Raw genomic sequence first — 26,953 nt, 5'->3', positions numbered from 1 at the left:
CCACCCCCGTCTCCCGGCCACCGCCGCCTGTTCCGATCGGCACTGATCCCCACCGGCGGCAGGTGGGCGCCATCCGCGTCGGTCCCGCGCGCCGCCGGTGGTCCGGTTCACCCCTTGTGCGCCACCACCTCCGGGCGCGGCAGCCCCGCCGCGAGCCGGTACGCGCCCCGCAGTTCGGCGACCACCGCCGCGGTGTCGTCCCGGATGCGGGCGGGCGCGGTGTGCACCGGGATCACCCCGGCCGCGGTCAGCCTGGCCGCCCGGGTGAGGGTGGCCCGGTGGCTGCTCGGCGCCCACGGCCGGTGCAGGTCGGCGTCCCAGGCCAGCCCCACCTCGTCCCACCACGCGTCGACGATGCCGAGGTGGACGTCGTTCGGTGTGCTCAGCCGCACCGACCACCGCGGCGGCGGCAGCCCCGCGCGGTCCACCAGCGACGCCGCGATCCGCGTGCCCGCCGACCGGACCCCGCGGTCCACTTCGGACAGGACGCGGCGGAGCAGGCCGACACCGGTCGCGGAGGTGGTCGCCAGTTCCCGGTGGATCGCCGCGAGCGGCACCGGACCGCCGAGCGCCAGGGCGCGCACCTCCTCCGCCGACGGCGTCCGCCTGCACGCGTCGACGAGCGCCCTGGCGGCCGGGGCGGTGGGGAAACCCCGCCGCCACAACGCGTCCGGCATCCGGTCGGTGCGCTCGACCGCCACCGACCCGTCCGACCGCCCGCGCGCCGACGACGGCACGAGCAGGTGGATCGCACCCAGCGGCGGCACCGCCATCCCGTGCAGCCACAGGGCCTCCCGGCCCGTGACGACGGCGTGCGGACCGGCCACCCGCAGCGCCGCCTGCAACCGCTGGGTGCGCGCGGGCGGCGCGTCGCTGAGCAGGACGACACCCTCGTCGAGGCGCTGCCACGGCCCCCGGGGCGCGCAACGGGCGGCGATCCGGGGACCGGAGAGGCCCAGGGCGACCAGTTCGGACGAACGGGCCACGCCGTGCGGGAACAGGGCGGGCAGGTGGTCGAGGTCGAGGACTGCTCGGTTCGCTGTCATGGCTTCGAGGAAACCGGCTCGGGGGGCGGGCGGGAAGGTGGACCGCGAACCTGTGGATGGATTCGGGGGATGTGGACAACTCGGGGGTCGGGCAACCCCCGGCCGCCACGAACGTCATACCCTGCGCGTAGCGTGTTCGCCGCACCACGGCTCGTCCCCGGTCCTGGAAGGATGTCGGAGTGCCCCCCCACCCCCACCCGGTGCGCCGGTTCCTGCGCAGGCTGCTCGTCGGTTTCGTGCTGATGGGCTTCCTCGTCGTCGGCGGCACCGCGTTCCGGGTCTGGCAGGTCGCCCGCATCGACGACCGCGACCGCGCCGACGTGGTGGTCGTGCTCGGCGCGGCCCAGTACGCGGGCAGGCCGTCGAAGGTCCTCGAAGCCCGGCTGCGGCAGGCCAAGGCGCTGTTCGAGGAGGGCGTCGCCGAGCACATCGTCACCGGCGGCGGCAGGCGGGAGGGCGACCGCTACAGCGAGGCCGAGGCGGGCAAGCGCTGGCTGGTCGACCACGGCGTGCCCGACGACCGGGTCATCCAGGTCAGCGAGGGCAACGACACCCTGGGCACCCTGCACGCCGTGGCGGGCGAGGTGATGAACCGCGGCTGGGAGTCCGCCGTGATCGTCAGCGACCCCTGGCACTCGCTGCGCGCCCGCACCATGGCCGAGGACGCCGGGCTGGACGCCTGGACCTCGCCCACGCACTCCGGGCCGATCGTGCAGACGCGCGAGACCCAGGCCCGCTACATCCTCCGCGAGACCGCCGCCCTGCTGTACTACCGCGGCACCCACGCCTCCGCCGACCGCATCGCCCTCGACCAGGAAGTCGGCTGACGCCCCCGGGACGTACCCTCTCCGGGTGACCGACGGCTACAGCGCACACGACCGCGAACGGCTGGTCGCCGAGCCGGACAAGGGCGCGGGCCTGCCCGGTGCGCGGGCCCCCGTGCGCACGCCGTTCAGCCGGGACCGCGCGCGGGTCCTGCACTCGGCGGCGCTGCGCAGGCTCGCGGGCAAGACCCAGGTCGTGGGGCCCAACGAGGGCTCCGAGGCGCACGGCATCCCGCGGACCAGGCTGACCCACTCGCTGGAGGTCGCCCAGATCGGGCGCGGCATCGCCGAGGAACTGGGCTGCGACCCGGACGTCGTCGACACCGCGGGCCTCGCCCACGACATCGGCCACCCGCCCTTCGGCCACAACGGCGAACGGGCGCTCGACCTCGCCGCCCAGCCCTGCGGCGGGTTCGAGGGCAACGCGCAGACCCTGCGCATCCTGACCCGGTTGGAGCCGAAGGTGCTCGGCCACGGCCTCAACCTCACCCGGGCCTCGCTCGACGCGGCCGCGAAGTACCCGTGGCCGCGCCGCGCCGGGGTGGTCAAGTTCGGCGTCTACGACGACGACCTGCCGGTGTTCCGGTGGCTGCGCGACGGCGCCCCCGACGACCGCCGCTGCCTGGAGGCGCAGGTCATGGACTGGGCCGACGACGTGGCCTACTCGGTGCACGACGTCGAGGACGGGGTGCGCGCCGGGCGGATCTCGCTGGCCTCGCTGGCCGACCCGGCGGAGCGCGCGGTGATCGCCGGGCTGGCCGCCAAGCACTTCTCCACCGAGCCGGTCTCCTGCCTGGAGGAGGCCGCGGCGCAGCTGCTGGGGCTGTCCCCGGTCGCCGACCTCGTCGCGCGGGAGTACGACGGTTCGCTGGCCGCCCAGGTCGCGCTCAAGCGGCTGACCAGCGAACTCGTCGGTCGGTTCGCCACGGCGGTCGTCGCGGGCACCCGACGCGCGCACGGCGACGGGCCGCTGACCCGCTACGCCGCCGACCTGGTCGTCCCCGGGCGGGTCGCCGCCGAGGTCGCGCTGCTCAAGGCGATGGCGGTGCGCTACGTGATGAGCGACCCCGACCGGCTGGCCCTGCAGGCCGGGCAGCGCGAACTGCTCGGCAGGCTGGTCGCGGTGCTGGTGCGGCGGGCCGCGGAGGTGCTGGAGCCCGCGTTCCTCCCGGCCTGGTCGGAGGCGGCGGACGACGCGGCGCGGTTGCGGGTGGTCATCGACCAGGTCGCGTCGCTGACGGACTCGCAGGCGCTGGTCTGGCACGCCGCGCTTGTGGACAACCGCCGAGCCCCCGGCCGCTGAGCCGGCACACTCGGACGCGTGTCGCACCTGGACTTCACCCTGGCCCTGCTCCGCGCCGTCGCGCCCGACCCCGCGGAGCAGGTGTGCTGGTCGCCGTTCTCGGTGGCCAGCGCGCTCGGCCTGCTCGCGGAAGGGGCCCGCGGGGACACCCGCGCCGAGCTGACCGCGCTGCTCGGCGACCTCGACGAGCTGCACGGGGCGTTGGCGGGGACGACCGAACCGGGCACCGACGAGGACCGGATGACCCTCTCCGTGGCCAACACGCTGTGGGTCGACCCCGCGATCCGGGTCGAGGAGGAGTTCGCCTCCCGGATGTCCGGCGGGGTGCGCGCGGTGTCGTTCCGCGACGACGCCGAGGGCGCCCGCCGCACGATCAACGCCGATGTCGCCGAGACGACCCGGCAGTTGATCGACGAGCTGCTGAAACCGGGCGACGTCCGCGCCACGACGGTCTCCGCACTGGTGAACGCGCTGTACCTGAAAGTGGCGTGGCGCAACAGGTTCGCCGAGGGCGGGACCGGGCCGAGGCCGTTCCGCACCCCGTCCGGACCGGTCGACGTGCCCACCATGGTGCTGACCGAGACGGTGGGGTACGCCGCGGTCGACGGGTGGCAGGTCGTGCGGCTCCCGGGCGCCGGGCAGGTGGAGGCGCTCGTCCTGCTGCCGGACGGCGACCTCGCCGAGGCCGAGGCCGCGCTGACCGGTGAGTCGCTGGCGGCACTGGTGGAGGCCGGGGGGCGGGCCATGATCACGCTGCTGCTGCCCAGGCTGGTGGTGCGGTCGGAGGCGAAGCTGCGGTCCGCGCTGTCCGGGCTGGGCGTCCAGGCGGTCTTCACCGACGAGGCGGACCTCAGCGGGATCAGCCCGGACCGGCTGGCCGTGGACGAGGTCGTCCACGAGGCGGTGCTCAAGGTCGACGAGCAGGGCTTCGAGGGCGCGGCGGCCACGGCGGTCATGATGCGCGCGGTCAGCCTGTCCATCGGCGAGCCGCTGCAGGTCGCGGTGGACCGGCCGTTCCTGTTCCTGGTCCGGAATCGTCGTACCGGTGTGCTCTACTTCGTGGCGAGGGTGACGGACCCGTCCTGATCCCGTTCCGACCGGCTGTCACACATCGACCCGGTACCTCGTCTCCCGAGTACACGGCCCCGCACGGGGCCCTGCGACGGAGGAGTCCGAGATGGCCCGTATCGACGGTGTGGACGGCAAGTCGGGTGGTCCGGTGCTGCGGGTGCTCTACCGGTTCGCGGCCAAGCGGTTCGGGGCCGTGCCCGAGCCGCTGACCGTGCTGGCCCACCACCGCGGGCTCATGGGCGCGAACGTCGTCCACGAGCTCGCCGCCCAACGGGCGTCCACGGTGCTGCCCGCCGCCGTCCGCGAGCTGGCGGTGTACCGGGTCGCCCAGCGGCTGGGCTGCTCGTGGTGCGTCGACTTCGGCGCCATGCTCCAGCGCCTCGACGGGCTGGACGTCGAGCGGCTCGCCCACATCGATGACCACGCCACCTCGTCCGCCTACACCGACGACGAGCGGCTGGCCATCGCCTACGCCGACGCCATGACCGACACCCCGGTCGGCGTCACCGACGCGCAGTTCGCCGAACTCCGGGAGCGGTTCGGCGAGAAGGGAGTGCTCGAACTGACCTACCAGATCGCGCTGGAGAACATGCGCGCCAGGATGAACGGCACGCTCGGCATCGTCGACCAGGGCTTCAGCTCGGGGGAGGCGTGCCGGGTGCCGACCCGGTGACCCCGACCAGCTTGTCCGGGTTGACCACGTCGTAGACCTCCGCGATCCGGCCGTCCCGGACCGCGAAGGTGGTGACCCGGGCACCGAGCGGCCGGTGCCCGTCACCGCCGGTGGTCGCGGGCAGCACCATGCCCAGGTCGCCGTTCACCAGCACCAGGCGCCCGCCCGCCAGGGCGGCGGGGCCGTACATCGCGAGCAGCCCCAGCAGGAACCGGCCGATCCGGTCGGCGCCGACCACCCGCTGCCGCGCCGTGCGGGCCTTGCCGCCGCCGTCCCCGGTGAGCACGGCGTCGGGGTGCAGCAGGGCCACAACCCTGGCCAGGTCGCCGGAGGCCAGGGCGGCGAGGAAGTCCTCGACGAGCCCGCGCTGCTGCGGCAGCGGCACCCGCGGTGGCGGGTCCGCCGCGGCCGCGGCCCTGCGGGCCCGGGTGGCGTGCTGGCGGGCCGCCGCGGGTGAGCAGCCCAGGGTGGCGGCGATCTCGCCGAACGGGACGCCGAACGCGTCGTGCAGCACCAGCGCGACCCGCTGCTCCGGGGTGAGCCGGTCGAGCACGACCAGGGCGGCCAGCCGCACGCCGTCGTCGCGGACGACCACGTCCAGCGGGTCCTCGGCGGCGGCCGGGCCGGGGGCGCCGGGCAGCGGGGTGACGATCGGCTCGGGCAACCACGGGCCGACGTAGCGCTCGCGGCGGGCGGTGGCCGACCGCAGCCGGTCCAGGCACAGCCTGCCCACGGCGGTGGTCAGCCAGGCCCGCAGGTCGCGGATGCCCACCAGGGTCTGTTCGTCCACACCGGACAGGCGCAGCCAGGCGTCCTGCACCGCGTCCTCGGCGTCGGCCAGGGTGCCGGTCAGGCGGTAGGCCACGCCCACCAGGTGCGTGCGGTGCTCGGCGAACCGCGCGGCGAGGTCGGCGTCGGCTGGCACGCGACCATGGTAGGCGCCGCCGCGGGCGCCCGTGGCAGCCGAGGTGACCACCGGGAGGGCGGGGGGCGGTGACCTGAAAGCCGGGAGTCGGCGCACGCGCATAGACTTGACGACCGTGGCAGGACGCATCCGGGAAAGCGACATAGCACTCGTTCGCGAGCGCAGCCGGATCGACGAGATCGTCGGCGAGTACGTCCAGTTGCGGCGGGCGGGCGGCGGCGCGCTCAAGGGGCTGTGCCCGTTCCACGACGAGAAGACCCCGTCGTTCAACGTGCGGTCGACGCACGGGACGTTCCACTGCTTCGGCTGCGGCGAGGGCGGCGACGTCATCGCGTTCGTGATGAAGATCGACCACCTGTCGTTCGTCGAGTCGGTGGAGCGCCTGGCCGAGCGGGTCGGGTTGCAGTTGACCTACGAGGGCGGCGGCGCCAGCGTGCAGCGCGACCGGGGCACCCGGTCGCGGCTGGTCGACGCGCACAAGGCGGCCGCGGAGTTCTACGCCGAGCAACTGCGCACCCCGGAGGCGGTGACCGCGCGGGAGTTCCTGGCCGAGCGCGGCTTCGACGAGGCGGCCGCGGCGGTGTACGGCTGCGGGTTCGCCCCGGCGGGCTGGGACCGGCTGACCAAGCACCTGCTCGGCCGCGGCTTCGAGGTGGCCGAGCTGATCAAGGGCGGCCTGGTCAAGGAGGGTCGGCAGGGGCCGATCGACCGGTTCCACCGGCGGCTGCTGTGGCCGATCAAGGACATCGGCGGCGACGTGGTCGGCTTCGGCGCGCGCAGGCTCTTCGACGACGACCAGATCCAGGCCAAGTACCTCAACACCAGCGAGAGCCCGATCTACAAGAAGTCCAACGTGCTGTTCGGGCTCGACCTGGCCAAGCGGGAGATCGCCAAGCGCCACCAGGTCGTCGTCGTCGAGGGCTACACCGACGTGATGGCCATGCACCAGGCGGGCGTGCCCACGGCGGTGGCCTCCTGCGGCACCGCGTTCGGCGCCGACCACATCCGGGTGCTGCGCAGGCTGCTGATGGACGACGACGCCTTCCGCGGCGAGGTGATCTTCACCTTCGACGGGGACGAGGCCGGGCAGAAGGCCGCCCGCAAGGCCTTCGACGACGAGCAGGAGTTCGCCGCCCAGACCTTCATCGCCATCGCCCCCGACGGCATGGACCCCTGCGAGCTGCGCCAGGCCAAGGGGGACGTGGCGGTCAAGGACCTGGTCGCCCGACGCACCCCGCTGCTGAGCTTCGCCATCCGCTCCGAGCTGGCCAGGATCGACCTCGACACCGCCGAGGGGCGCGTCGACGCGCTGCGCCGCACCGTGCCCATGGTGGCCCGGATCAAGGACCACTCGCTGCGCGACGAGTACGCCCGCCAGCTCGCCGGGTGGGTCGGCTGGGACGACACCGCCGCGGTGGTCCGCCGGGTCCGGGAGAGCGCGGGCGGCCCCGCCCGGCGGTCCCGCACCCAGGTGGACCAGAACCAGGGCGCGCTCGCCGTCGAGACCACCGGCCCGGCCCGGCCGGATCCGCGCAACCCGCGCCTGCACGCCCAGCGCGAGGTGCTCAAGCTGGCGCTGCAGGAGCCCGCCCTGGCGGGCCCGATGTACGACTCGCTCCCGGTCGAGGTCTTCACCGACCCGGCCTACGCCGCCCTGCACCAGGCCGTGATCGACGCGGGCGGCACCGCCTCCGGCCTCGGCGGCGGTGAGCTGCTGGAGGCCGTCTCCAAGCAGTGCCAGGGCGACGTGGTGCGCAAGCTGGTCAGCGAGCTGAGCGTCGAGCCGATGCCGCTGCCGAACAAGAACGCCGCCGCCGAGCGCTACGCCTCCGCCATCCTCGCCGCGTTGCAGCGGGAGTTGGTGGCCAAGCAGATCGCCGACATCAAGTCGCGGTTGCAGCGGGTCTCGCCGATGGAGCACCCGGACGAGGCGCGCGCGCTGTGGGGGGACCTGGTGGCGATGGAGGAGTGGTACAAGGCGCTCGGCAACCAGGCCGCGGGCGGTGCGGCGTGATCGGCTTCCTGCAACGGCTGCTCAGCGGCGTGCCGAAGGGATTCACCGGCGAGCTGGAGCGCGACGAGACCGTCGGTGCGGCGGCGACCGTGCGCGGCGGTGGGCACCTGCTGGCCACCTCGCTCGGGCTGTGGGTGCCGGAGCCGGAAGGTCCGCGCCGCATCGGCTGGCACCTGGTCTCCAAGGCCACCTGGGGCGGCGGCGCGCTGGAGGTCGTCGAAGCGGAGGAGGTCGGCGAAGCGGGTGCCGCGGTTCTCCTGGCCGACCTGCGGCCCCGCCGCTACGTCGTGGAAGCGCCCGGGAAGCTGCCGCAGGCCGTGCACCGCAGGGTCACCGGTTCGATCCGCTCGCGGCACCACCGCGAACTGCCCGGTGGCGGGGCGTGGTTCGTCCAGCGCAAGCTGCCCGGCCGGGACGGAACGGTCCTGCAGGTCCGCCCCGACCCGGGCACCGACGCGGAGCTGGTGCGCGAGATCGCCGCCGAGGTCGCGGCCAAGATGTCCGGCGGGCTTCCGGATGAGGAGCACCCGCAGTAAGGTAACCGTACGGACGTACTGTTACCAGGGGGCGCCATGTGGGATCCGGCCGAGTACCTGACCTTCGGCGACCACCGGGGCAGGCCGTTCCACGAACTGGTCGCCCGCATCGGCGCCGACAGCCCACGAGCCGTGGCCGACCTGGGATGCGGACCCGGCAACCTCACCACGACCCTGGCCCGGCGCTGGCCCGACGCCCGCCTGACCGCGATCGACTCCTCCGCGGAGATGGTCGCCGCGGCCCGCGAACGCGGCGTCGAAGCCGAGGAACGCGCCGTCCAGGACTGGGAACCCGCCGCCGACACCGACGTCGTGGTGACCAACGCCGTGCTCCAGTGGGTCCCCGGGCACCAGGACCTGCTGCGCCGCTGGGCGGCCGAACTGCCCCAGGGCGCGTGGATCGCGGTGCAGGTCCCGGGCAACTTCGGTGCCCCGTCCCACGCCCTGGTCCGCGAACTGGTCGCCGAACCCGAGTGGCGCGACCGCCTAGAACCGGTTCACCTGCGCGAAGAGGACGCCGTCCTCGACCCCGAGGGCTACGCCGACCTGATGAGCACCGCGGGCTGCACCGTCGACGCCTGGGAAACCACCTACGTGCAACGGCTGACCGGCCGGGACGCGGTCCTGGAGTGGATCACCGGCACAGCCCTGCGCCCCATCCGCGCCGCCCTGCCCGACCCCGACTGGACCGCCTTCCGCGCGGCCCTGGCCCCGCGCCTCGCCGCGGCCTACCCGCAGCGGCCCGACGGCACCACCTGGTTCCCGTTCCGCCGGGTCTTCTTCGTCGCCAGGACGCCCTGAGGCCGCACCCCGGGGCGTCCCGGCGACCGACCGTCAGCCCTTGGAGTCCGCCTTGGTCCCGAGCATCTCCCCGACCTTGGCCCGCGCGATCCCCGCCGCACCCTGCACCGCGGGGTGGTCGGCGACCTTGCGGTACGTGCGCACGATCTGGTCGTACCGCCCCCGCCCGGCCTTGGCGCCGAGCACGTACCCGACGCCTGCTCCTACCAGGAACCCCATCACGTGCTGCCTCCTGAATGTGTCGACTTGTCGGACATCCTCCCCTACCTGCCGGTCTGCCGCTCCGGGCCGGGGTGGGCACCCCCCGGTAAAACCGGTCGCGGGGATGCGCTAGAGTTACTGCTCGTCGGGTTGAAGCCCGGCGGAACGCCCTTCCTCCATAGCTCAATTGGCAGAGCATTCGACTGTTAATCGAAGGGTTACTGGTTCGAGTCCAGTTGGAGGAGCCAAAACCCCAGGTCACATGGCCTGGGGTTCTTTGCTGTCCGGGACCCGTGCACGGTTTATGCACGGTTTTCACGTCGACTCGTTCTCGCCGCTCAGCGCCTCCAACACGGCCGCCGCCCCCGTTCGTTGTGCCTTCCGACCCAGGTACACGTCCTGGGTCATGGACACCTTCGCGTGGCCGAGCTGGTCGGCGATCACCCGCGCCGGAAGCCCGGAGTCGTCCATCAGCGTCGCCACCGTCTTGCGGTAGACGTGGCTGGTCACCCACTCGAAGCCCGCGTCATCGAAGACCACCCGAAGGTCCGCGTTCGTGTTCGACGGGTCGCGCAGCCCACCGAGCGGAGCGGTGAACACCGGATCGTCCGCCCCCGGGTTCTCCGGCCGCCGAGCCCGCAGCATCGCCACCGCCCACGAGGGCAGCTCCAACTTCCGCCACCCGCTCTTGCTCTTGGGCTTCGGCTTGATCCACAACCCCTTGCCCCGCTCCCGGATGACCGTCCCGCGCACCTCCACCGTCTTCCCGTCCAGGTCCACCGCACCCCAGGTGATCGCCGCCGCCTCACCGATCCGCAAGCCAGTGGCGAGCATCACATCCGTGAAGTCGGGCAGATCCCACCCCGCCGACTTGGGGTGAGCCGCGATCCTGGCGCGCAGCAGCACCGCCTGCTCCAGGGTGAGCGCCACGGCCACCCCCTGCGCCAAGCCCTCGATCCGGATCACCCCCTTGGCGACGTTCATCGACAGCGCGTCGTGTCGCACGGCCAGGCCGAGCACCCCGCTCACCACCGTCCGCACCGCCTTCGCCGTCGACTTGCCGTGGTTCTTCGCCGTCACCCTGATCAACCGGTCGACCCGCGACACCGTCACCTGCCGCACCCGCAACTCACCCAGTGCGGGAATCACCTGCTTGTCGAGTCGATCCCGGTACAACCGAGACGTGTTCGGCGACTTCCGCCCCTCGCTCACCGCCTCCTCGATCGAGGTGAACCACGCCTCCGCCACCACGGCCACCTTCGTGTCCGGCGTGATCTCCTCCGACTGGTCCACCCGCCCCCGATCCCGCAACGCGCGCTTGAGCCGCTGATCGGCATCCGCCTTCGAGACCCCGGTACGCCGCACTCGCCGAACGCGGCCGTCGTAATCGCAGTAGTCGGTTTCCGCCCGCACCCGCCGCCCCGCGAGCTTGTAGTACCGCACAGAGCCGTAGGTGCCGACTTCCAACGGTGGCCGAGGCATCAGGCCGCCTCCGCCACGTCGTCCAACCCGTCCACCCAGGCCCGCACATCCTCTTCCCGATATCGCACGTGCTTGCCCATCCGACGCCCCACCGGCCCGTACCCGCGCGTCCGCCACCGGTACAACGTCGTCACCGGCACCCGCAGGTACGCCGACAGTTCCTCGATCGTGAGCAGGTTGCCCATGGATTCCCTCATGCTGTTCCCCCAGGTCAGGCGGCCATCGGCCGAGTTGCTGAAAGATTCGATTCCCCTGGTGGCGGCTGCGCGGCGAGTAGCGCCGTCTCGTACTCCGCCCGCCACGTGATCCGCTCCGAAATGGCGTGCATCAGCAGATGCGCCCGAGGCGGAGCACTCGTGTCCCCGGGCGCGAGCTTGCGCCACACCAACCGCGACGTGTCCCGCTCCGGCTTGGCGATGCCCACCGCCGCCAACATCCGCCGCACGAACCCGACCCGATCCGCCTTGTGATCGGCGAGCGTCTTCCCCGACCACTTCCGCGACACCAGCACCCGCCGCCCAGGCAGCCCCAACGTCGACCGGCGATGAGCCCGCCCCTTGCAGTGCCCCGGGACCGTCTTGGACGTCACCCCCAGCGGTTGCACCCCGTAGAGCAGCCACACCGCACACCGGGGCGAACACGGCGTGATCTGCAACTCCGCGTGCAGCCGCTCGTGGTGCGCCCGTTGGGCGTCGGTGGTCGCCTCCACGACCTCACCGGTGGACTTCGTGAGGTACTTCGTCAGGTAACCGATGTGCCGCCCGGACTCCTCCGTCCCGCCGAGGATGCCTTTCGAGTGAACTTGTGCCCCGAACGTGGCCACGTGCGCGGGGTCTTCCACCTGGTCCACCGCATCGGCCCACGCGGTCAACGGAGCACGGGTGTCCGGGTCGACAAATTCCCTCTCCTCCGGGTCCCACACCGGCAACCGGTACCTGCCATAGACCTGTTCGTCGTGCGAAGGCCACCACACCTGCAAGTACGTCGCCGCCGTCACCTGCCGCAACACCTCATGCGACACCGAACCCCGAATCGCCGCGTGCAGGTGCGGAGCCGTCCGCTTCTGCGGCTCCACCGTCGCGAAGTACTGCACATCCCACCCCACCGCGCGCCGAAGGTTCTGCCACCACCTGTCCACCAGCGAAGCGAAGTGCACTGCGTCCCGAGCAGCCCGCCGGTAGTCATACGCGGCCGGGTTCACCGGAGAGCCGTCACCGCGGACCCGCCCATAGGAATCGCAAGTCAGCGTGACGAACATCGACGGCCGGTAAGCCCCCGCGTACTCCCGCCCCACCGTGCGCTTGGCGACCTTGAGCCGAGGCAGATCCGGAACGTCCTGACGCCGCTTCGTCGACCGCTTCGGAGCCCGCCTGCCCGCACCATCCGGGTTCGGCATCCGCCCACGCATCCCCGACGCGTGCAACTCCCCGTCAACGGTGCGGATCTCCTCCCGCAGCTCGTCCGCCTCCCCGGCCTCCCCGTTCTCCACGGATTCCCGATACGCGGCAACCAGATCAGCCCGGTACTCCACCAAGGCCCGCTGATCCGCTGTGGCCTCACCACGCCGGTCGACAGGTTCGGTGGCCATGTGCCAACCCTCGCGGCACTGAACCATCCGCAACGCCTTGGCCTTCTTGGCACACGGCGCACACACCGACTCCACAGTGGAACCACACGGCACGCCGACATGCCGCACCGAACCCGTGTCCGAGTCCGTGACCTCCATCGTGAACGGCCGAACACACACCCCATGCTGCTCCGCCGCCGCCGTGATCACATCCGCCGACAACGGCCCACGCAGCCGAACCACGGTGTCGTCCTGCTCAGGGATGCTCACGCCGCCTCACCGTCCCACTCGACCTTGTCCGGGAACGGCACGACCGTCGCCGAGGTGCCCGTGACGTAGTGGCGCAGCTCCACGAGGTTCGTGTCTGTCGGGTAGAACGCCCGAGCCCGCACCGGCTCCCGACGGCCGTCTTCCTTTACCCAGGCGACCCCGGGTGTGTGTTCACTGATTTCGTGAGCGTTCGCCCCCCGCGCCCGGACACCGTCGCCAAGCACCATGTCGACCTGGGCGGCCTCATCCAGGCGCAGCGCGGTGCGGGTGGTGAACAGGTTGCGGAAGGGCACGATCTCCTTGCGCGGGTCCTGCACCAACGCCAGCACCCCGAACCCCGGTGCCCGCCCCTGTGAGGTGATGGTCTGCAACGCCGCTTGTGCCCGCTCCCGCAGCTTGCGATCCGGCTGATACGCGATCAGGTCCGCCAGCTCATCGACCACCAGCAGCGTGAACGGCTCCCCGGTGTCCCGGGACCACCAACGCTGCACACCCCGGTACCGGCCCGCCCGCTCCCGCACGTCGGCGGCAACCTGTTCCAGCAGCTCCACCGCCGCAGGACCGTTGTCGTAGGCGAGCCGGGCGAACAGCTCTGGTGCCTGCCCCAGCTCCATCCCGCCCTTGGGGTCGATGCCCACCAGGCGCACGGCCCCGGACCGGATCAGCGGTGCGAGAGCCCACAGCACCGCCCACAGGATTGAGCCCTTGCCCGCCCCCTGGACCCCGACGACCAAGTGTTGCCCGCCGAGGAGTCGCAGCCGCCAGGGCTTGCCGGTCTCGGTACGGCCGATGCTCACCCGTCGCAGATCCACCGCGGATTCCTCCGTCAACGCGGGCACCGGCAACACCCGGGCCAGCGGGTCAGCGTGCACCAGGTTCAGCGCCAGCGACCCGGGCCGCGTGACCCGGACATGGCAGGACCGGGCGCCGAAGGCGTGCGCCAACCCGGAGGCCCGCGCCTCCCAGTGCTCCGGAGCCTGACCCTTGACCATCCGAACGTGCACGGTGTCGCGCCACCAGTCCGACCGGGTCCGCCGCAGCCTTGGCAGGTACTCCCGCCCCCGAGCCTTCCCATCCAACGAGGTCAACCGCATGACCGTCCGCCACTGCACCGCGTACACCAACGCCCGCCGAACCTCAGTCCGCGCCCACCGGACACGGGTGTGGAACCCCTCCGGGTCCTGTCGCCACCACACCGCCGACCCCACACCTACGACGAGGACCAGGCCGCCGAGCACCCACCCGTTGACCCAGTACGTCCCCACCCCGACCAGGCCGAGGACAACCGTGGTCGGGTAGTACCAGGCCAGCCGCACCGCCTTGGCCGTCACCCACACGGCGACGATCACCAGGGCGACCGGGGCAAGGACGAGCTTGACTCCATCGGGCAGCAGAGTCCACCACGGCAGCCGAGGCCGGTTGATCTCCAACGGGGCGGGATCGGCCCACTTGTCACGCCGGGTCATCGCCCACCCCTGAAAAGATGAGCCGTTTCAGGGTGCGGACGGGTTCCGGGGGTTGACCGGGTCTGGTGGTGATCTTCTAAGGTTGCCATTGTCTGCTCCTGCGAGTGGACAGGCACAGAAGCGGAGGCCGCCAAACCATACCGCTTCTGTGCCCTTTACTTTGTTTCCCAACAAAAAGGCATGGGTCATCACCGCACCATCAGGGCGCGGTTCTAACTGTCTAATGTGGACGTGCGGAGGTCAGTGCTCCCGCAGCCAGGTCCGCCACTGATGCGACGGCGCGGCCACCGAGTCGAGGTGGTCGAGAACCTTGCGGTAGGCGCGTACGTCACCTGGGTTGTCGAGCAGGGTGGTCATCCCGTGGTGGTCGAGGCGGACGTAGCGGGTGGTGTTGCGCAGCCGTACCAGCTCGAACGGTTCCAGTCCGTGTACGCCGGTGACCTGACCGGGCAGGAACCGCAGGTGGACCTGCTCACGTCCGGCGAGGCCGACGAGGTAGGCGAACTGCTCCGCCCGTTGATGCGCGGGAAGTGCCGAAGGCATGGTGACCGCCTGCCGGGTCAGATACACCACGGTGTGCTGCTCTGTGCTCCAAGGCCGTTGGTGCTCCGGCCTGGTGGGTTGCCCGGTGAGCAGACAGTGGTAGCCGGAGGTGCGCAGCCTCGCCGGCAGCACCCACGGTGCCACGATCACCGATTCCCGGGTCAACTTGTGCAGACTGTCCAGCACCTCGTCGCGGTGGTGGATTTCCCCGGCCCCGGTGACGCTGGTGACCCACAATCGGCGCACCCGCTCCCGGGTCTCCCCGCCCCATCCGAACGCGGCCCCGAACGCGCCCAGTTCGTATTCGGAGATGTCGCGTTTGCCCATCATGCACCGGTTGACCGTGGCCGAGGACATCCCGGTCAACTCCGCCAACGACCGACACGTGTACCCGAACCGGGCCGCCTCATCGCGCACCACCGATGCCAACGCCAACCGGGCCACCGGTACGAACGACAGGGGCGCTGCGGTGTTCTCGCTTTCACGCATGATGAGCATCCGGGGTCACCCCCTGACCCCGGTCCAACTGCGCCTGTGCGGCCTGGGCGTGTCCCCGTTCCCGGGTGGCCCAGTACAGGGCCTCGTGGTGGTGGAACCGGTCGATCTCGGCCACCGCCGCGTAGATGCGCGCCGACTCCCGGAAGAACGCCACCCGCTCCGCAGCAGGAGCCGACTCCACCGGCCGTCGAGGCCCCAGGTAGGCGTGGGCCTCCTGCAACGTCCGAATGGACTGTGGTGACTGGGTGGGCTTCGATCGCCGTGTCACCGTGACCCCCGAACCCGCCGCGAGCGTGACGCCCGGATCTGTGAGACCCGAGCCGTCCAGTCCGACGCCTGCGCGGTGAACGCCTGCCCCGCGGCCTCCACCGCCGCCAACGACCACCACGACCCCGTGCAATACGCGGCGATCTCCTGCCACGCCGCCGCCACCTCCGCCGAGGTCTCAGCCATCATCCGGGCCGCTTCCGGGTCCCCCGGGGAAGCCGCCGAGACCGTCCCGGAGGCATGCCCGTACCGGCGGTACGCCGACTCCCACCGCGACAGCACCTCTACAGGAATGCCCCCTACGGCATTGGAATCGGGCAGCGACGAGACGAACTCGGTCCCGTTCGGCTCGGAAGTCACCACGATCACGCCGCCTTCTCCGACTCGCCCGACACCCGAGACGACCGCGCACCCGCACCGGAGCCCGATCCCGTCGCGTGGAAGCCCGTCGCCCGGAACACATACGCCTGGTACTTGAACTCCCCATTGCCCGCCACCCGGGGCTCAGCGGTCAGCCCGTCCAACTCCACCGGCCGCAACCCCGGCAACACCTCCGCCGTGGTCGGCACCGGCTGAACATCAGCCAACAACACCAAGTCGAACGACGCCCGCTTGGCGTTGACCTCCGACGGGTCGGTCACCGTCGCCTTCCACTGCCGCTTCCCGGTCAGCTCGTCCACCTTCTGCCGCACCGGCCGCCCCGCTGAGCGGTCCTCCCGCGACTGGTACTCGGTGTCCGGCGCAACCTCCCCCATAAGCACCAGACCCTGCGGGAACGCCACCCCGAACTCCACGGGGAACCTGTGCCCCTTGGCAATCGCCATGATCGAATCTCCCTGCACCAGGCGACCGCAGTCTCGGCCGCTGATACCAAATTCGGCCCGAACAGGTCCGTTCCCGAGACCACCGAGGTCCGCCTTCGCCCGCCTTGGTCTCGTAAAGTCCGTTCTGTGTCTGCTCCCGGTGCTACAGTCGTCTGCCTGGCCGAAACGGGGGATGATCGTGACCGAGATCGAGACAGCGCTGAAGGTGCTGCTCAGGCAGCGCCACCTACAAGGCCACCGAGCCTTCTGCCGCGAGTACGACCGCGCGGCGAAACGCATCGACCCGCACTTGGTCGGCAAGCACCCGGGAAAGGCCCAGTTCTACAAGTGGTTGTCCGGCGGCCTGCTAGGTCTGCCCTACGCGGACCACTGCCGCGTTCTCGAAGCCATGTTCCCCAACTGGACCGCCGACCGCCTCTTCGCGCCGTACGTAGGAGACATGCCCTTCGTCCCCAGCCCCCGAGACGACCAGCCAGCTCCCCACCCCACCCCCGCGCCACCAACGACGGCCGGAGTCGCGGACATCGTCGCCGCCTACAACAACCGGTCGGACTTCCTCCACCACCTACCAGCGCGCACTCTCTTTGACGACGCCCGCCAAATCAAGATCGCTGGTTTGTCCCTTAACATCCTCTGCCAGAACTACCCGGACAGGTCCCTCCTGGCGCTCCTAGAGGCCGGAACCACCGTCGATGCCCTCTTCCTCGACCCGGACGGCGAGAACATCACCCGCCGCGAGCAGGAGGAGGGAGACCCACCCGGCCACCTGGTCGCCCTGACCCGGATCAACCTGCAAGCCGTGACCCGACTGTGGGACCGCCTCACCCCCGAGGCCCGCCCCAACCTCCGCATCCGCACCTACGACGAGCCGGTCCGCTTCAACATCATCGTGACCGACGACCACACTTGTGTCGTGCAGCCCTACCTTCCAGACTCCCGCGGCTTGGAGTCCCCCACACTCGTACTCAAGCGGCAGCCCACCCCCGGCGGCCTCTTCGACACCTTCGCCGAGGTCTTCGACAACATGTGGGACCGCGCCAAGGACCACCAGTGCGCCTAGACCTCTACGAAGCTGCCCAAATCGCTAACAAGGCTGTAGACCTCGCGGTCCACCTCTTCACTACGCTTACCCCAGACCAGGTCATTAGCAAATCCGACCGCGACACCGTCACCAATGTCGATCTAACCATCGAACGCGAAGTCCGAGACTACCTCCACAGCCAGTTGCCCAACGCTGGATTTCTCGGCGAGGAGGATGGCCAGATTGGTCCTGCGGATGGTGCAGTGTGGGTGTTGGACCCGATTGATGGCACAGCCAATTTTACGCATGGTATGCCACTGTCGGGGATATCCCTGGCCCTAATAATTAACGGCGCCCCTGTTATCGGAGTCATCGCAACACCCAAACTTGCGAACCGCCGATACACGGCAATAGTGGGTGAAGGTAGTTGGTGTGGCACCGGCCGCCTGATGGTAAGCGCCACAGTTGACCCGCGTCAGGCCATTGTGTCAATCGGCGACTACGCAACTGGGCCAGGTTCAGACGAGAAGAACGCCAACCGCCTGCGCCTAACCGAACAGCTTAGCAAGAGCGTCGAACGTGTTCGTATGTTCGGTTCAGCCGCTGTGGACCTCGCTTGGGTGAGTGAAGGAATCACTGATGCAGTGATCATGCTTGTTAATAAACCCTGGGACACGGCCGCAGGTGTGCTAATCGCAGCCGAAGCAGGTGCAATAGTCTTAGATCACCTAGGAGAGCCGCACAACCTGCACTCGCCCTCCTTGCTGGTCGCCAACCCATCTCTTGCTCGGAAGTTAGTGCAACTGATTCGATAAGTCAACATGGTTAAATAGAAAGAGATTAAACTGCCATTAGGGATACCCAATGAAGCGTCACAAATCCCGGGTGTCTATTGTTCATTCTGTACTTGAAGCGCCGGAATGGTGTCAATTGCAACCGTCCGGATAATCCTGGCGTTGTATAGCCATGTGATATTACCGTCACGCTCCTGCAATCCTGTGACAGTAAGTCCCAGGTCTTCGTCATGCGCATTGACAGCAAGATGGTACTGTTCGGGATCGCTCAAGCGAACTCGGTATTTACGAGTCGGTGTCTCGACCGTTTCCATTCCAAAGACGCCCGGCCCGCCGCGATTCTTTTTTGTCAACAGGTGGACTCTGCCAAGAATCTGCACCGCAACCGGAGCGTGGGTATCTTCGGCAAGTTTTGCGGCTACCTCATCAAAAACTTTATAATCATTATGATGAAATTCAAAGGTAAATCGGTCTGACGTGCCTGCTGGGATATCGATCGGATCCCACTCTAATGTAATATCGCCACCTGCTGACTGCTCTGTAACACCTTTCAAGGCGACCGATAGATCGTAAGAAACACCTCGCTGGACTCCTGCTTCAAATCCAGAAAACGATCCTGTCTTCCTGTAGTGATCGAGCGCCTCGGCCGAGGCTTCAAGTGCCTGCGAAATCGACCTGGTTACTGATCGTGCCTGCACAACTTCCAGGCCGGGGATAACAGGCGCGTCTGTGTGGCTATTCGACAAATTTACTGGTGTTTGTGTGGGAGCTAGGGCGGTGACAATATAACTCCCCACCGCTGTCTGCCCCATGAATACTCCGTCCAAATACCGGCTAGCGAACTGGCCATGTTTATTACTGTAACGACGAAGAGGGTCAAGATAGGACTTCGCTCCTGCAACAAGGGTTCCTCTAGCTGCAGAGATTAGTTCTTCGCCAGCTTTCCAAGGGATCAGACCGGCGGGAGCAGTGCTTTCTTTGCGGAAACGGAACGAATCTGCAGGCTCGGATCTAAGCCTGGGCAGTATCTCAGTCAACCACGCCTCTCTTGTGGAAAGCGATTGAGTTTCCGCTAATGCTGCTGCCATTGTTTCCGTGAAATCGTCGGCGGTTGTATCTAGAGGGAGGATTACCGAGAATCGGCGACGATGATCCAGTATGGGCGCAGAAGCGGGTGGCGAAAGTCGTGAGTACATGCCAGTTCGGCCGCCTACGATCTTCCATCCTGTTCGTTCAAGTAATGTCAGAAGTCTTTGGGGGTTAACTTGAGCGACAGTAGGAGCGTCATAAGAAAGATTATTATGGTCCATTTACAACGCCCCTCCTTTGTCAATCTTGTCAAGAATGTCACTCAAGGCGCTTGCGTCGAATATATTACTTGTGGGTATCCGGATCGATGGTGACTGTACACCATCCTTTGGAACTTCGCCCTCCAAGCTTCGCCAGTAACAGCAATGGCGCACTTCGAGTAGGTCGTGACTTGCGGAAGTCCAATCCGCCTGTATTGGTGATGTCACCATGACAATCAAAATTGCCTTGGGTGCGGTACGTCGCTTTTTTGAAAGATGGAGAAAGCTCTCACGTTTGGAAAATTGATAGGAGAACCAACCGTTTGTCGTGTCAGGTTTCTTTGTTGTGGTATTTTTCAACTGTGCGCGAACGGATATTTCCTCATCCACGGTTGGATCTAGGCCAGGACGGATGAACTCTACATCTAAACCGTGTACATCGCGGGCAATGTATTCCATAGAGCATCCGGCGGTTGCTGCCACGGCAGCTACATAACCCTCTTGCAATTGTTCCATGTATTCGGTAAACGTGCGCGGGTTTACCGGAACCACATTTTTTAGTCTAGACATCCTAACTCCCGGTAGCCGTACGCCAACGTTCAAACGGATATCGTTCGAACTGCTCTGGCGTTACACCGCTGGTTCTTGAGGAATTTTCCTCTAGAGGATCAAGGCCGCGCCGCCTGCGCGGCGCGGCGCCGTTGGCCTGTCCCGTGTGCTGGTGGTCCGGGGCCATCGCGCCACGGCGCGGGCTCCCGCTTCGCTCCGCCCGCGCGGGCGCGCGGCACGGCCCAGGCCCGGGCAGGGGAGGCGCCGCGCCACGCAGGCGGCACGGGGTGGGAGCCATGGCAACCAGCGACAGCAGCTCGTGATGGTTGCCGCTGAGCGCGTGGGGTGCTTCTCCGCCCCGCAATCGTCTAACGCTGCGAGGGGCCTATCAAGGGCGCCCGATGGGCGTCGCTGGCGCGATGAGGCACAGCCTCACCCTTGACAGACCCCTCCCAGCGCTAGAAGCGGCCAGTGCGAAGAAGCGGGGGAGACCGAGCCCCGGGTGATCGCTTCGCACCGGTCGACTCAGCCAGGAGGTACCTCGGATGCGCGCCAGCCGCCGTGAGCCCGGACCCAACCAGCTCAGCCTGTGGAGCACCTACGCCCTTCACCAGCGAGCCACCTACCAGGACCCGGCACCGGCCAAGCCCGCCCGCAAGCGCAAGCCGCGGTCTGCCCCGCGCAAGGTCGCCGAGACCATCCTCACGACCACCCGTCAACCGACGACGAGGGCCAGGAGCAAGCGCAGGACGGCCCCTGAGACCCGCTGTCGCACGGGCGCCCGGGGGCCGTCCTGGGTGGGTGTCTGAGGGACTCGTTTAGGGGGATTTATCCCGATGGTGCACGGTCTATGCACGGTTTTCACCGCTCGAAGTCGCCAAACGACGCTAGAGGACGCTTGGCGCTCCGGCGCGTCTGTGCAGGTCACGGCAGGTGTCGAGCAGCAACGACAGACGTTGCGAGAAGTTGATCTTGACTCGAAGGGTTACTGGTTCGAGTCCAGTTGGAGGAGCCAAAACCCCAGGTCACACGGCCTGGGGTTCTTTGCTGTCCGGGGTCGGTGATGCGCCTGTGGTGCACCACGAGAAGACATCGAGCGTGCTCGGAAGTCCTTGTCGGCGGTGTGCGTGTCGCGGAAGTCCGGGGTCGGTGTCGACTCCGGCCTGGTTTGCCCGTTCGGCGGCGTGTGGTGACGACGGTTGCCGGTTCTGCGGGCGGTCGTTCGCTGAACGCCACGACGCCCATCCGCCCGCGATGACCGCTGTGGTCACCACGGCGGTGATCACAGCGGTTGTCAGGTGCAGTGCCCGGTCAGCCACCGGTGCTCGTCACGTCTGCCGGTGGGGGCAGGGGCTCACCGGGTGCGGGCCCGATCTCGGGGTGGGCCAGCACCCACCAGAAGACCCCCAGGGCGACCAGCACCAGCAGGGCGGTCACCACGGCCGTGCGGATGACGATGTCGCGCCTGCGCCGGTCAGCCGACGGCATTGGCGTAATCCAGGTACATCTTTCCCTCACCTTCCAGCGATCCAGCCCTGCATGGCCACGAATACCGAGGCGCTGGAGTACCGGTTGGCCGGGATTGCGGCTGGGCCGTGTACGCCCGCGACGAAGGTCCGGTGGTTGATGTCGAACCAGGACCCGCCGCCCTCGTGCACGCGGTGTCCGACGGTGGACAGCATGCTGTGGCCGGGGCTGTTGACCGTAGAAGCCGAGCACGCGCGCGGCTCACCGTCGGTATTGGTGAAGAAGACCTTCCCCGTGACAGTAGCGACGTAGAGGTCCACGTTCGCCCCTCCGGCCTGAGAGTGGCGTCAGCCAATCGGGTCGTCGCCTCCTCGGCTCGTGCGATCGGGTTCTCCCAGCGGTTCGAGCTGGGTTGGTCGACGGGCTTGACCGCGACCATCCGCTCGGGAGTTCAGTACTCTCACGGTCTTGCGGAAGCCGAGGCGGCAGGGTCACTGGGCCCTGGTCGGGCTTCCGCTCACGCGGACTCACCCCGGAGCAGCGCGGAAGCCGTACGCCCGACGATAACCACGTCTCGGTCACCTGTTCGGGGCCGAATGGGTGATGCGATCTCCCGATGGGTCATACGATTTCACTCTTCTGGGTCCCGTGATGTTGGCGAGGGTCGCAAGCCCGCTCGTCTGCCCGGAACTGGTTGTGCCGGTCTGGGCGCTTCACGGGTAGCGGTCGACGGGAGACAATTGTCGTGCCCGACGGTGATCGGTGATGGCAGTCGGTCACCACCCTGTCCCCCCGAGGTGAGCATGTTCGGGATCGACATCTACGGCCGCTACCAGACCGTGACGGACTGGTGGGCGGTGCGTGGTGCCGGGGTGCGGTTCGCCTGGGTCAAGGCGTCCGACGGCGGTGGGCCCGCGCTGGTGCGCGCCGACGCGCTGGTGGCCGGGGCGCGGTCGGTGGGGATCGCGGTGGGGTTGTACCACTTCGCGCAGAAGTCGCCCGGTCCCGAAGTGCAGGCCGGGGTGTTGGCGGGGGAGGTTTCCCGGCTCGGGGCCCGTGGGGTGGTGCCCGCGCTCGACATGGAGGACAACGCCGGGGCGGGGTTGCGGTGGTCGGTGGCGGAGGCGCGGGAATACGGCACCCGGTTCCTGCACCGGTTGCGGGAACTCGGGTACGACCGGACCGCGATCTACTCCAGCGTCGGCCAACTGGGCCAGTGGCGGCCGGAGGGGTGGGGCGTGCCGGAACTGGTGATCTGGGCCGCCCGGTACGGCAGCAACAACGGCAGCAACCAGGGCCTGGGCGGCTACAGCGGCCGCGTCGACGTCCACCAGTACACCTCCGTCGGCCGGGTCCCGGGGATCTCCGGGTCGGTCGACCTGAACAACGGCCTGACCGATCCCACCGAGGAGGGCTTCTTGTCCGCACTCTCCGACATCGAGCAGCGCACCCTCTACAACCGGGTGATGGGCTTCCTGCGCCAGCGCTGGTACCTGCGCGGTGAAGACGGCAGCATCGCCATGGTCCCCGAGGGCACCCCCGGCGCCATCCCGGCGGCGGCGCTGGACACCCTCGACGGCAACCACCTCGTCGGCCTCCTCGGCGAGGAGGAGGCGGCCGTGGTCGACGCCCTGCGGTTGCTGTCATCCGGCCGGGGCACCGTGGCCGACCTCGCCGCCGCCATCGCCCCGGTCCTGCCCGAGGGCACGGACCCGGACGACTTCGCCACAGCCCTGCGCGTCCGCCTCGCCCCGCCCTCGGGATCCGAGGGCGGAGCGGAGTGACCCTTCCAGCCGAACGCGTGCGCCGTACCGAGTAAGATCACCCTCTCGGGGGCGGTAGCTCAGTTGGTCAGAGCAGAGGACTCATAATCCTTTGGCCGTCGGTTCGAGCCCGACCCGCCCCACTCGTGCTTGACCAGCAAGAACAAGCTACCTACTGATCGACAACATGGGCGTGTCGCTCAGCACTCGGGGGCAGACTCGTCCGTAGCGTCCCCGGGGGCCTGAACCGCAGGGTTCGGGGTCTTGGAGACCACGGAGCGCGTCCGCAGGCCGGCCGTGCTCGTCAGATGCGGGCGGGCGGGCAGCGCCGTCTGCCGGGCGGCCTTGAACGGCCCACCGAGCAGCATCATCACCGCCACCGTCATCACCGGTGGGCGGTCACGATGCCAGTGCCCCACACGACGTCGCCGTAAGCCTGTGGAGCAGCCTGTGTCAACGCTTTCCGCTGTCTTTCATCCCCGAGTGCTGGGTACGGCCGCCGATCGGGTGGTGATCTTTGACCTCGACCTAGGTAGAGGTTTGATCCTGGAGGAGGTCGACTGCCACAGCACGTGAAAGGACGTGACTCGTTCATGGATCTCGGAATCTTTCTCCCCCAGGACGGCTCTGTACCCGTCGCCGCCGCTGCCCGGCGGGCGGAGGACGCCGGACTGGGGTCGGTGTGGATCGGTGACCACTTGGCGGGCGGTCCGATCCTCGACGCCGGGATGGTGCTGGCGACGGCCGCTGCGGTCACCGAGCGGGTGCGTATCGGGTTCGGGGTGTTCCTCCCCGCCCTGCGGCCCGTCGCGTGGGCGGCGAAGCAGGTGGCGACCCTGAGCGTGTTGGGAGAGGGCCGGTTCGACCTCGGGGTGGGGATCGGGGGCATCGACGGGCCGGATTGGTCGGCCGCGGGGGTGCCGTTCGGCGAACGCGCAGCGCGCACCGATGACTTCCTCGAGGTCCTGCCCGCGCTGTTGCGTGCCGAGGCCACCACTGTCGGTGGTGGACGGACGGTCACGCTGGAGCCCGCCGTGACCCCACCACCGGTGTGGGTCGGCGGCGGGGCGAAACCCGCGCTGCGCCGGGTTGCCAGGCATGGGGACGGCTGGCTGGCCTCGCTGCAACCGCCCAAGCGGTTGCGTGAGCACTCCGAGTACATCGCCGAGCACGCCCAGCGGCTGGGACGCCCGGTGCCCCGACTCGGGACGGTCGTGCACGGCGCGCTGGTGGCGCGCTCCGAGCCGGGGCTGTGGCACCGGGAAGCAGCGAAGCTGGCGCGGCGCTACAGCGTCGAACAGGACGAGGCTTTGACCGCGACGATCGCGGGAACACCTGCCGAGGTGGCCGAGCAGCTCGCCGGGTTCATCGACGTCGGTGTCGAGAGGTTGGCCTTCGTGCCGCACGAGGGTTGGACCGCGACCTGCGACCTGCTCGCGGAGGTGGGCGCGCTCCTCGACCGCGGCTGAGCGGTCACGTCCGGGTTGGGGTGCGCTTGCGGGCCAGCCGGTTCATCGCGGGCACCTCGACCCAGGCGTTGAGGACCCTGCCGAGGACCAGGGAGATGGTGAACAGCCCGGTCAGCATCACCAGCGCCTCGTGGGTCGACCAGGAACGGCCCCCGAGAACCAGGTGCCCGAAGGTGAGCACCGGGACGTGGACCAGGTAGAACGCGAACGAGACCTCGCCGAGCGCCACCGCCCGCGGCGCCGCCAGCAGGCTGGGCCGCCCCGCCAGGTCCGTGGTCGCACCTGCCCCGATCAGGCAGGCCAGACCGACCGCCATCGTCGCGTCGGCCGCGTACAGGACGGGCGCGGCGACGGTGGCGGCGTAGCTCACGAGCACGACGACGGTCGCCGGGAACATCCCCACGCGCGGCCACTGCCCGCTGAGCACCAGTCGCCCCAGCACCATGCCCAGCACGAAGTCGGCCAAGCGGACGACGGGGAAGCCGTAGACGAACCACAGCCGGGGGAACGACACAGGCGGGTTCACCCCGGTGAGCGGACCATCCGGAAGTGCGGCGGCCACCGTCGGCATCGCCACGACGAATGCCAGCACACCCGCGCCCAGCCACCACAGCGACCGGGCGGGCACGCGGTCGAGCAGTGGCAGCAACAGGGGGAACAGTGCGTAGAACAGCAGTTCGCAGCACAGCGACCAGGCCGGGGTGTTCACACCGCTGATGACGGTCGGGATGGGTGCCCAGCTCTGCACCAACAGCAGGTTCGGCACGACCTGCGCCACCGTCAGAGTGCCGCCCGTGATCAAGAGCAGCAGGACGACGACCACGCACACAACGATGTTGTTCGGGTACAGCTTGGCCGCCCGCCGCCGCCAGAACGCGGTGATCCGGTCGCCCGGCCGTGCGGAGAAGGTCAGCACGAAGCCGCTGAGCATGAAGAAGAACTGGACCCCGGCCCAGCTCGCGCGCACGAACAGGTCCTGCAGGGTGCTCTGCAAGCCGCTGTCGGCGAAGAAGCCCTGCACCGAGCAGTGGGCGAGGAAGACCAGGAACGCCGCCACGAACCGCATACCGGTCAGCGAGGGCAGCCGAGCGCCGCGGTGCTCGTCGGCGGGCGGCGGTGGGACGACGTCCGGTTGCGGGGTCACCACGTCACGTTCACCGACTTCAGGCCGCCGGTGAGCAGGTCCGCGCGCTGTTCCAGCTCTTCCAGCGGCACCGCCAAGGCGAAGCCGGGAAAGCGCTCGGCCACCGCGGAGAACAGCTCCTGCAGTTCGAGGCGGGCCAGCGGGGCGCCCACGCAGAAGTGTGCCCCATGACCGAAGGTGAGGTGTCGGTTGGGGTGACGTCGCGCGTCGAAGCCCTGTTCGGCCCCCACCAGGTCCTCATCGACGTTGGCGTGCGCCAGCCCCAGCAGGACCATCTCGCCCTTGCGGATGGTCTCGCCGCCGAATTCCAGGTCGGTGTTGGCCCAGCGGGGCAGCGCGCCGCCGATGTCGTCCGGCTCAGGGGTGGCGAACCAGTTCGTCCTGGGCAGCGAGCCGCGCAGGATCTCCTCGACGGCGTCGGGGAGCCGGGCCTCGTCGAGGAACGCCGAGCGCTGCGCCGGGTGCATGGCCATCAGCACCGCCCCGGTGTCGATCGCTGTCACCGTGGTCTCGTGGCCCGCGAACAGCAGGGTCATGCCCAGTGTCACCACTTTGTCCAGGGTGAAGCCCTCCGGTTCGGCCCGGTGGGCTTGGACCAGGCTGGAGAGCAGGTCGTCGCCGGGTTCCCGCAGCCGGGTGTGGACCATCCCGGCGATGTACCCGGCCAGCTCGGCGCGCCCGTGCTCCGACCTGGCCTGGTCGTGCATGTCGGCGGCCTCGTCCGACCAGGCTCGGAAGCGCTCGCGGTGCGTGTACGGCACCCCGAGCAGGTCGCTGATCACCAACGCGGGCAGCGGGAACGAGACGATGCGGTGGAAATCGGCCGGGCGTGGCGCGGCGGCCAGCTCGTCGAGCAGGCCGTCGACGAGGCCGCGCACTCGTGGGGTGAACGCTGCGAGCCGTCTCGCCGAGAACCACTGCCCCAGCAGCTTGCGCATCCTGGTGTGGTCCTGCCCGTCGGTGGGCGTCGTCTTCTGCGGCCTGCCGAAGATCACCGAGTCGGACAGCCTGCCTGCGCTGTCCGGGTCGTCGTGCGTCAGGCCCAGGCGCGGGTCGGACAGCAACCTGCGCACTGTCTCGTAGTCGGTGACGAGCCAGGCGTCGTGACCCGATGGGGTCGTGGTCCGGGACATGCGGGTGGGCATG

At 69.1% G+C, this 26,953-nt stretch carries 28 protein-coding genes and 2 tRNA genes; 13 read left to right on the top strand and 17 right to left on the bottom strand.

Annotated features, from left to right (window positions below; translation table 11 throughout):
• Positions 1-107: 107 nt before the first annotated feature.
• A complete protein-coding gene (locus L6E12_RS14395) occupies positions 108-1,046 on the bottom strand; it encodes a hypothetical protein (RefSeq protein ID WP_236228409.1) in 939 nt (312 codons plus the stop codon).
• Between the two features lie 242 nt (positions 1,047-1,288).
• On the opposite strand from L6E12_RS14395, the gene L6E12_RS14390 reads away from it, so the two are divergent.
• From L6E12_RS14390 to L6E12_RS14375, 4 genes are all read left to right on the top strand, one after another.
• The gene (locus L6E12_RS14390; protein ID WP_052021918.1) at positions 1,289-1,873 is read left to right on the top strand and encodes a YdcF family protein; all 585 of its coding nucleotides are present in this window, start codon (positions 1,289-1,291) and stop codon (positions 1,871-1,873) included.
• A gap of 25 nt (positions 1,874-1,898) precedes the next feature.
• The gene (locus tag L6E12_RS14385; RefSeq protein WP_236228408.1) at positions 1,899-3,173 is read left to right on the top strand and encodes a deoxyguanosinetriphosphate triphosphohydrolase; all 1,275 of its coding nucleotides are present in this window, start codon (positions 1,899-1,901) and stop codon (positions 3,171-3,173) included.
• A gap of 18 nt (positions 3,174-3,191) precedes the next feature.
• A complete protein-coding gene (locus L6E12_RS14380; protein ID WP_236228407.1) occupies positions 3,192-4,259 on the top strand; it encodes a serpin family protein in 1,068 nt (355 codons plus the stop codon).
• 91 nt (positions 4,260-4,350) lie between these two features.
• Positions 4,351-4,917, top strand: coding sequence for a carboxymuconolactone decarboxylase family protein (locus L6E12_RS14375; protein WP_236228406.1), 567 nt, complete (start codon positions 4,351-4,353; stop codon positions 4,915-4,917).
• Here the strand turns inward: L6E12_RS14375 and sigJ are convergent.
• The gene (sigJ, locus tag L6E12_RS14370) at positions 4,880-5,842 is read right to left on the bottom strand and encodes an RNA polymerase sigma factor SigJ (RefSeq protein WP_236228405.1); all 963 of its coding nucleotides are present in this window, start codon (positions 5,840-5,842) and stop codon (positions 4,880-4,882) included. The two genes, L6E12_RS14375 and sigJ, sit on opposite strands and share 38 nt — an antisense overlap.
• Before the next feature lie 115 nt (positions 5,843-5,957).
• On the opposite strand from sigJ, the gene dnaG reads away from it, so the two are divergent.
• Genes dnaG through L6E12_RS14355 form a run of 3 tightly spaced genes read left to right on the top strand, consistent with a single transcriptional unit; the run spans position 5,958 to position 9,193 of the window.
• Complete coding sequence (gene dnaG / locus L6E12_RS14365) at positions 5,958-7,856, top strand: DNA primase (RefSeq protein WP_236228404.1); 1,899 nt, start codon at positions 5,958-5,960, stop codon at positions 7,854-7,856.
• On the top strand, positions 7,856-8,392 hold the full coding sequence (locus L6E12_RS14360) for a hypothetical protein (protein ID WP_236228565.1): 537 nt from the start codon (positions 7,856-7,858) through the stop codon (positions 8,390-8,392). The genes dnaG and L6E12_RS14360 overlap by 1 nt, the downstream gene beginning before the upstream one ends.
• 36 nt (positions 8,393-8,428) lie before the next feature.
• A complete protein-coding gene (locus tag L6E12_RS14355) occupies positions 8,429-9,193 on the top strand; it encodes a trans-aconitate 2-methyltransferase (protein ID WP_236228403.1) in 765 nt (254 codons plus the stop codon).
• A gap of 33 nt (positions 9,194-9,226) precedes the next feature.
• Here the strand turns inward: L6E12_RS14355 and L6E12_RS14350 are convergent, their stop codons facing one another.
• Entirely contained in the window at positions 9,227-9,412 is a 186-nt protein-coding gene (locus L6E12_RS14350) for a hypothetical protein (RefSeq protein WP_035288789.1), read from the bottom strand.
• Between the two features lie 154 nt (positions 9,413-9,566).
• Between L6E12_RS14350 and L6E12_RS14345 the strand changes: the two genes are divergently transcribed.
• Positions 9,567-9,642, top strand: a tRNA-Asn gene (locus L6E12_RS14345).
• A gap of 67 nt (positions 9,643-9,709) precedes the next feature.
• Here L6E12_RS14345 and xerC read toward each other — a convergent pair.
• From xerC to L6E12_RS14305, 8 genes are all read right to left on the bottom strand, one after another.
• Positions 9,710-10,876, bottom strand: coding sequence for a tyrosine recombinase XerC (gene xerC, locus L6E12_RS14340; protein WP_236228402.1), 1,167 nt, complete (start codon positions 10,874-10,876; stop codon positions 9,710-9,712).
• On the bottom strand, positions 10,876-11,073 hold the full coding sequence (locus tag L6E12_RS14335; RefSeq protein WP_236228401.1) for an AlpA family transcriptional regulator: 198 nt from the start codon (positions 11,071-11,073) through the stop codon (positions 10,876-10,878). The genes xerC and L6E12_RS14335 overlap by 1 nt, the downstream gene beginning before the upstream one ends.
• Before the next feature lie 14 nt (positions 11,074-11,087).
• Positions 11,088-12,713 (bottom strand): replication initiator, encoded by a 1,626-nt coding sequence (locus L6E12_RS14330; RefSeq protein ID WP_236228400.1) that lies wholly within the window; start codon positions 12,711-12,713, stop codon positions 11,088-11,090.
• Positions 12,710-14,179, bottom strand: coding sequence for an FtsK/SpoIIIE domain-containing protein (locus tag L6E12_RS14325; RefSeq protein ID WP_236228399.1), 1,470 nt, complete (start codon positions 14,177-14,179; stop codon positions 12,710-12,712). Before L6E12_RS14325 ends, L6E12_RS14330 begins: the two co-directional genes overlap by 4 nt.
• Positions 14,180-14,419: 240 nt before the next feature.
• Positions 14,420-15,079 (bottom strand): Scr1 family TA system antitoxin-like transcriptional regulator, encoded by a 660-nt coding sequence (locus tag L6E12_RS14320; RefSeq protein WP_236228398.1) that lies wholly within the window; start codon positions 15,077-15,079, stop codon positions 14,420-14,422.
• Positions 15,080-15,203: 124 nt separating this feature from the next.
• Positions 15,204-15,440: an AMED_5909 family protein gene (locus tag L6E12_RS14315; protein WP_236228397.1), complete on the bottom strand. Its 237-nt coding sequence runs from the start codon at positions 15,438-15,440 to the stop codon at positions 15,204-15,206.
• 44 nt (positions 15,441-15,484) lie between these two features.
• Positions 15,485-15,856 carry a hypothetical protein gene (locus tag L6E12_RS14310; protein ID WP_236228396.1) on the bottom strand — a complete coding sequence of 124 codons (372 nt, stop codon included), beginning with the start codon at positions 15,854-15,856 and terminating at the stop codon, positions 15,485-15,487.
• Positions 15,853-16,311 (bottom strand): hypothetical protein, encoded by a 459-nt coding sequence (locus L6E12_RS14305; protein WP_236228395.1) that lies wholly within the window; start codon positions 16,309-16,311, stop codon positions 15,853-15,855. Before L6E12_RS14305 ends, L6E12_RS14310 begins: the two co-directional genes overlap by 4 nt.
• Before the next feature lie 178 nt (positions 16,312-16,489).
• Here L6E12_RS14305 and L6E12_RS14300 point away from each other — a divergent pair, with 178 nt between their 5' ends.
• Positions 16,490-17,371 (top strand): DUF5919 domain-containing protein, encoded by an 882-nt coding sequence (locus L6E12_RS14300; protein ID WP_236228394.1) that lies wholly within the window; start codon positions 16,490-16,492, stop codon positions 17,369-17,371.
• Positions 17,362-18,147 (top strand): inositol monophosphatase, encoded by a 786-nt coding sequence (locus tag L6E12_RS14295; RefSeq protein WP_236228393.1) that lies wholly within the window; start codon positions 17,362-17,364, stop codon positions 18,145-18,147. The genes L6E12_RS14300 and L6E12_RS14295 overlap by 10 nt, the downstream gene beginning before the upstream one ends.
• 74 nt (positions 18,148-18,221) lie before the next feature.
• Here L6E12_RS14295 and L6E12_RS14290 read toward each other — a convergent pair whose 3' ends face one another.
• The 4 genes from L6E12_RS14290 to L6E12_RS14275 form a co-directional block, all read right to left on the bottom strand.
• Complete coding sequence (locus L6E12_RS14290) at positions 18,222-19,163, bottom strand: hypothetical protein (RefSeq protein ID WP_236228392.1); 942 nt, start codon at positions 19,161-19,163, stop codon at positions 18,222-18,224.
• Positions 19,164-19,436: 273 nt separating this feature from the next.
• The gene (locus L6E12_RS14285) at positions 19,437-19,967 is read right to left on the bottom strand and encodes a DUF4365 domain-containing protein (protein WP_236228391.1); all 531 of its coding nucleotides are present in this window, start codon (positions 19,965-19,967) and stop codon (positions 19,437-19,439) included.
• Between the two features lie 1,308 nt (positions 19,968-21,275).
• Positions 21,276-21,452, bottom strand: a complete 177-nt coding sequence (locus L6E12_RS14280; protein ID WP_236228390.1) for a hypothetical protein — start codon at positions 21,450-21,452, stop codon at positions 21,276-21,278.
• Positions 21,453-21,478: 26 nt separating this feature from the next.
• The gene (locus tag L6E12_RS14275; protein ID WP_236228389.1) at positions 21,479-21,751 is read right to left on the bottom strand and encodes a hypothetical protein; all 273 of its coding nucleotides are present in this window, start codon (positions 21,749-21,751) and stop codon (positions 21,479-21,481) included.
• A 483-nt stretch (positions 21,752-22,234) separates the two neighbouring features.
• Here L6E12_RS14275 and L6E12_RS14270 point away from each other — a divergent pair, with 483 nt between their 5' ends.
• The 3 genes from L6E12_RS14270 (at position 22,235) to L6E12_RS14260 (ending at position 24,663) form a co-directional block, all read left to right on the top strand.
• Positions 22,235-23,215, top strand: coding sequence for a glycoside hydrolase family 25 protein (locus L6E12_RS14270; RefSeq protein ID WP_236228388.1), 981 nt, complete (start codon positions 22,235-22,237; stop codon positions 23,213-23,215).
• A 48-nt stretch (positions 23,216-23,263) separates the two neighbouring features.
• Positions 23,264-23,337: transfer RNA gene (locus tag L6E12_RS14265), tRNA-Ile, on the top strand.
• 450 nt (positions 23,338-23,787) lie between these two features.
• The gene (locus tag L6E12_RS14260) at positions 23,788-24,663 is read left to right on the top strand and encodes an LLM class flavin-dependent oxidoreductase (RefSeq protein WP_236228387.1); all 876 of its coding nucleotides are present in this window, start codon (positions 23,788-23,790) and stop codon (positions 24,661-24,663) included.
• 4 nt (positions 24,664-24,667) lie between these two features.
• On the opposite strand, the gene L6E12_RS14255 is transcribed toward L6E12_RS14260, so the two are convergent.
• The gene (locus L6E12_RS14255) at positions 24,668-25,807 is read right to left on the bottom strand and encodes an acyltransferase (RefSeq protein WP_236228386.1); all 1,140 of its coding nucleotides are present in this window, start codon (positions 25,805-25,807) and stop codon (positions 24,668-24,670) included.
• Positions 25,804-26,952: a cytochrome P450 gene (locus L6E12_RS14250; RefSeq protein WP_236228385.1), complete on the bottom strand. Its 1,149-nt coding sequence runs from the start codon at positions 26,950-26,952 to the stop codon at positions 25,804-25,806. The genes L6E12_RS14255 and L6E12_RS14250 overlap by 4 nt, the downstream gene beginning before the upstream one ends.
• Position 26,953: the final 1 nt, after the last annotated feature.

It is taken from the genome of Actinokineospora sp. PR83 (assembly GCF_021056305.1).
Classification (GTDB): domain Bacteria; phylum Actinomycetota; class Actinomycetes; order Mycobacteriales; family Pseudonocardiaceae; genus Actinokineospora; species Actinokineospora spheciospongiae.
The sequence above is the reverse complement of the archived record's forward strand: the minus strand, read 5'-3'. Positions and strand labels throughout refer to the sequence as shown.

Bases quoted from the DNA above. Each gene is read 5' to 3' on its own strand.
- L6E12_RS14320 (WP_236228398.1), bottom strand. From the start codon at position 15,079: ATGTCCTCGGCCACGGTCAACCGGTGCATGATGGGCAAACGCGACATC.
- L6E12_RS14250 (WP_236228385.1), bottom strand. From the start codon at position 26,952: ATGCCCACCCGCATGTCCCGGACCACGACCCCATCGGGTCACGACGCC.
- L6E12_RS14350 (WP_035288789.1), bottom strand. From the start codon at position 9,412: ATGGGGTTCCTGGTAGGAGCAGGCGTCGGGTACGTGCTCGGCGCCAAG.
- L6E12_RS14395 (WP_236228409.1), bottom strand. From the start codon at position 1,046: ATGACAGCGAACCGAGCAGTCCTCGACCTCGACCACCTGCCCGCCCTG.
- xerC (WP_236228402.1), bottom strand. From the start codon at position 10,876: ATGCCTCGGCCACCGTTGGAAGTCGGCACCTACGGCTCTGTGCGGTAC.
- L6E12_RS14260 (WP_236228387.1), top strand. From the start codon at position 23,788: ATGGATCTCGGAATCTTTCTCCCCCAGGACGGCTCTGTACCCGTCGCC.
- L6E12_RS14375 (WP_236228406.1), top strand. From the start codon at position 4,351: ATGGCCCGTATCGACGGTGTGGACGGCAAGTCGGGTGGTCCGGTGCTG.
- L6E12_RS14280 (WP_236228390.1), bottom strand. From the start codon at position 21,452: ATGCCGTCGGCTGACCGGCGCAGGCGCGACATCGTCATCCGCACGGCC.
- L6E12_RS14270 (WP_236228388.1), top strand. From the start codon at position 22,235: ATGTTCGGGATCGACATCTACGGCCGCTACCAGACCGTGACGGACTGG.
- L6E12_RS14355 (WP_236228403.1), top strand. From the start codon at position 8,429: ATGTGGGATCCGGCCGAGTACCTGACCTTCGGCGACCACCGGGGCAGG.
- L6E12_RS14335 (WP_236228401.1), bottom strand. From the start codon at position 11,073: ATGAGGGAATCCATGGGCAACCTGCTCACGATCGAGGAACTGTCGGCG.
- L6E12_RS14390 (WP_052021918.1), top strand. From the start codon at position 1,289: ATGGGCTTCCTCGTCGTCGGCGGCACCGCGTTCCGGGTCTGGCAGGTC.
- L6E12_RS14325 (WP_236228399.1), bottom strand. From the start codon at position 14,179: ATGACCCGGCGTGACAAGTGGGCCGATCCCGCCCCGTTGGAGATCAAC.
- L6E12_RS14305 (WP_236228395.1), bottom strand. From the start codon at position 16,311: ATGGCGATTGCCAAGGGGCACAGGTTCCCCGTGGAGTTCGGGGTGGCG.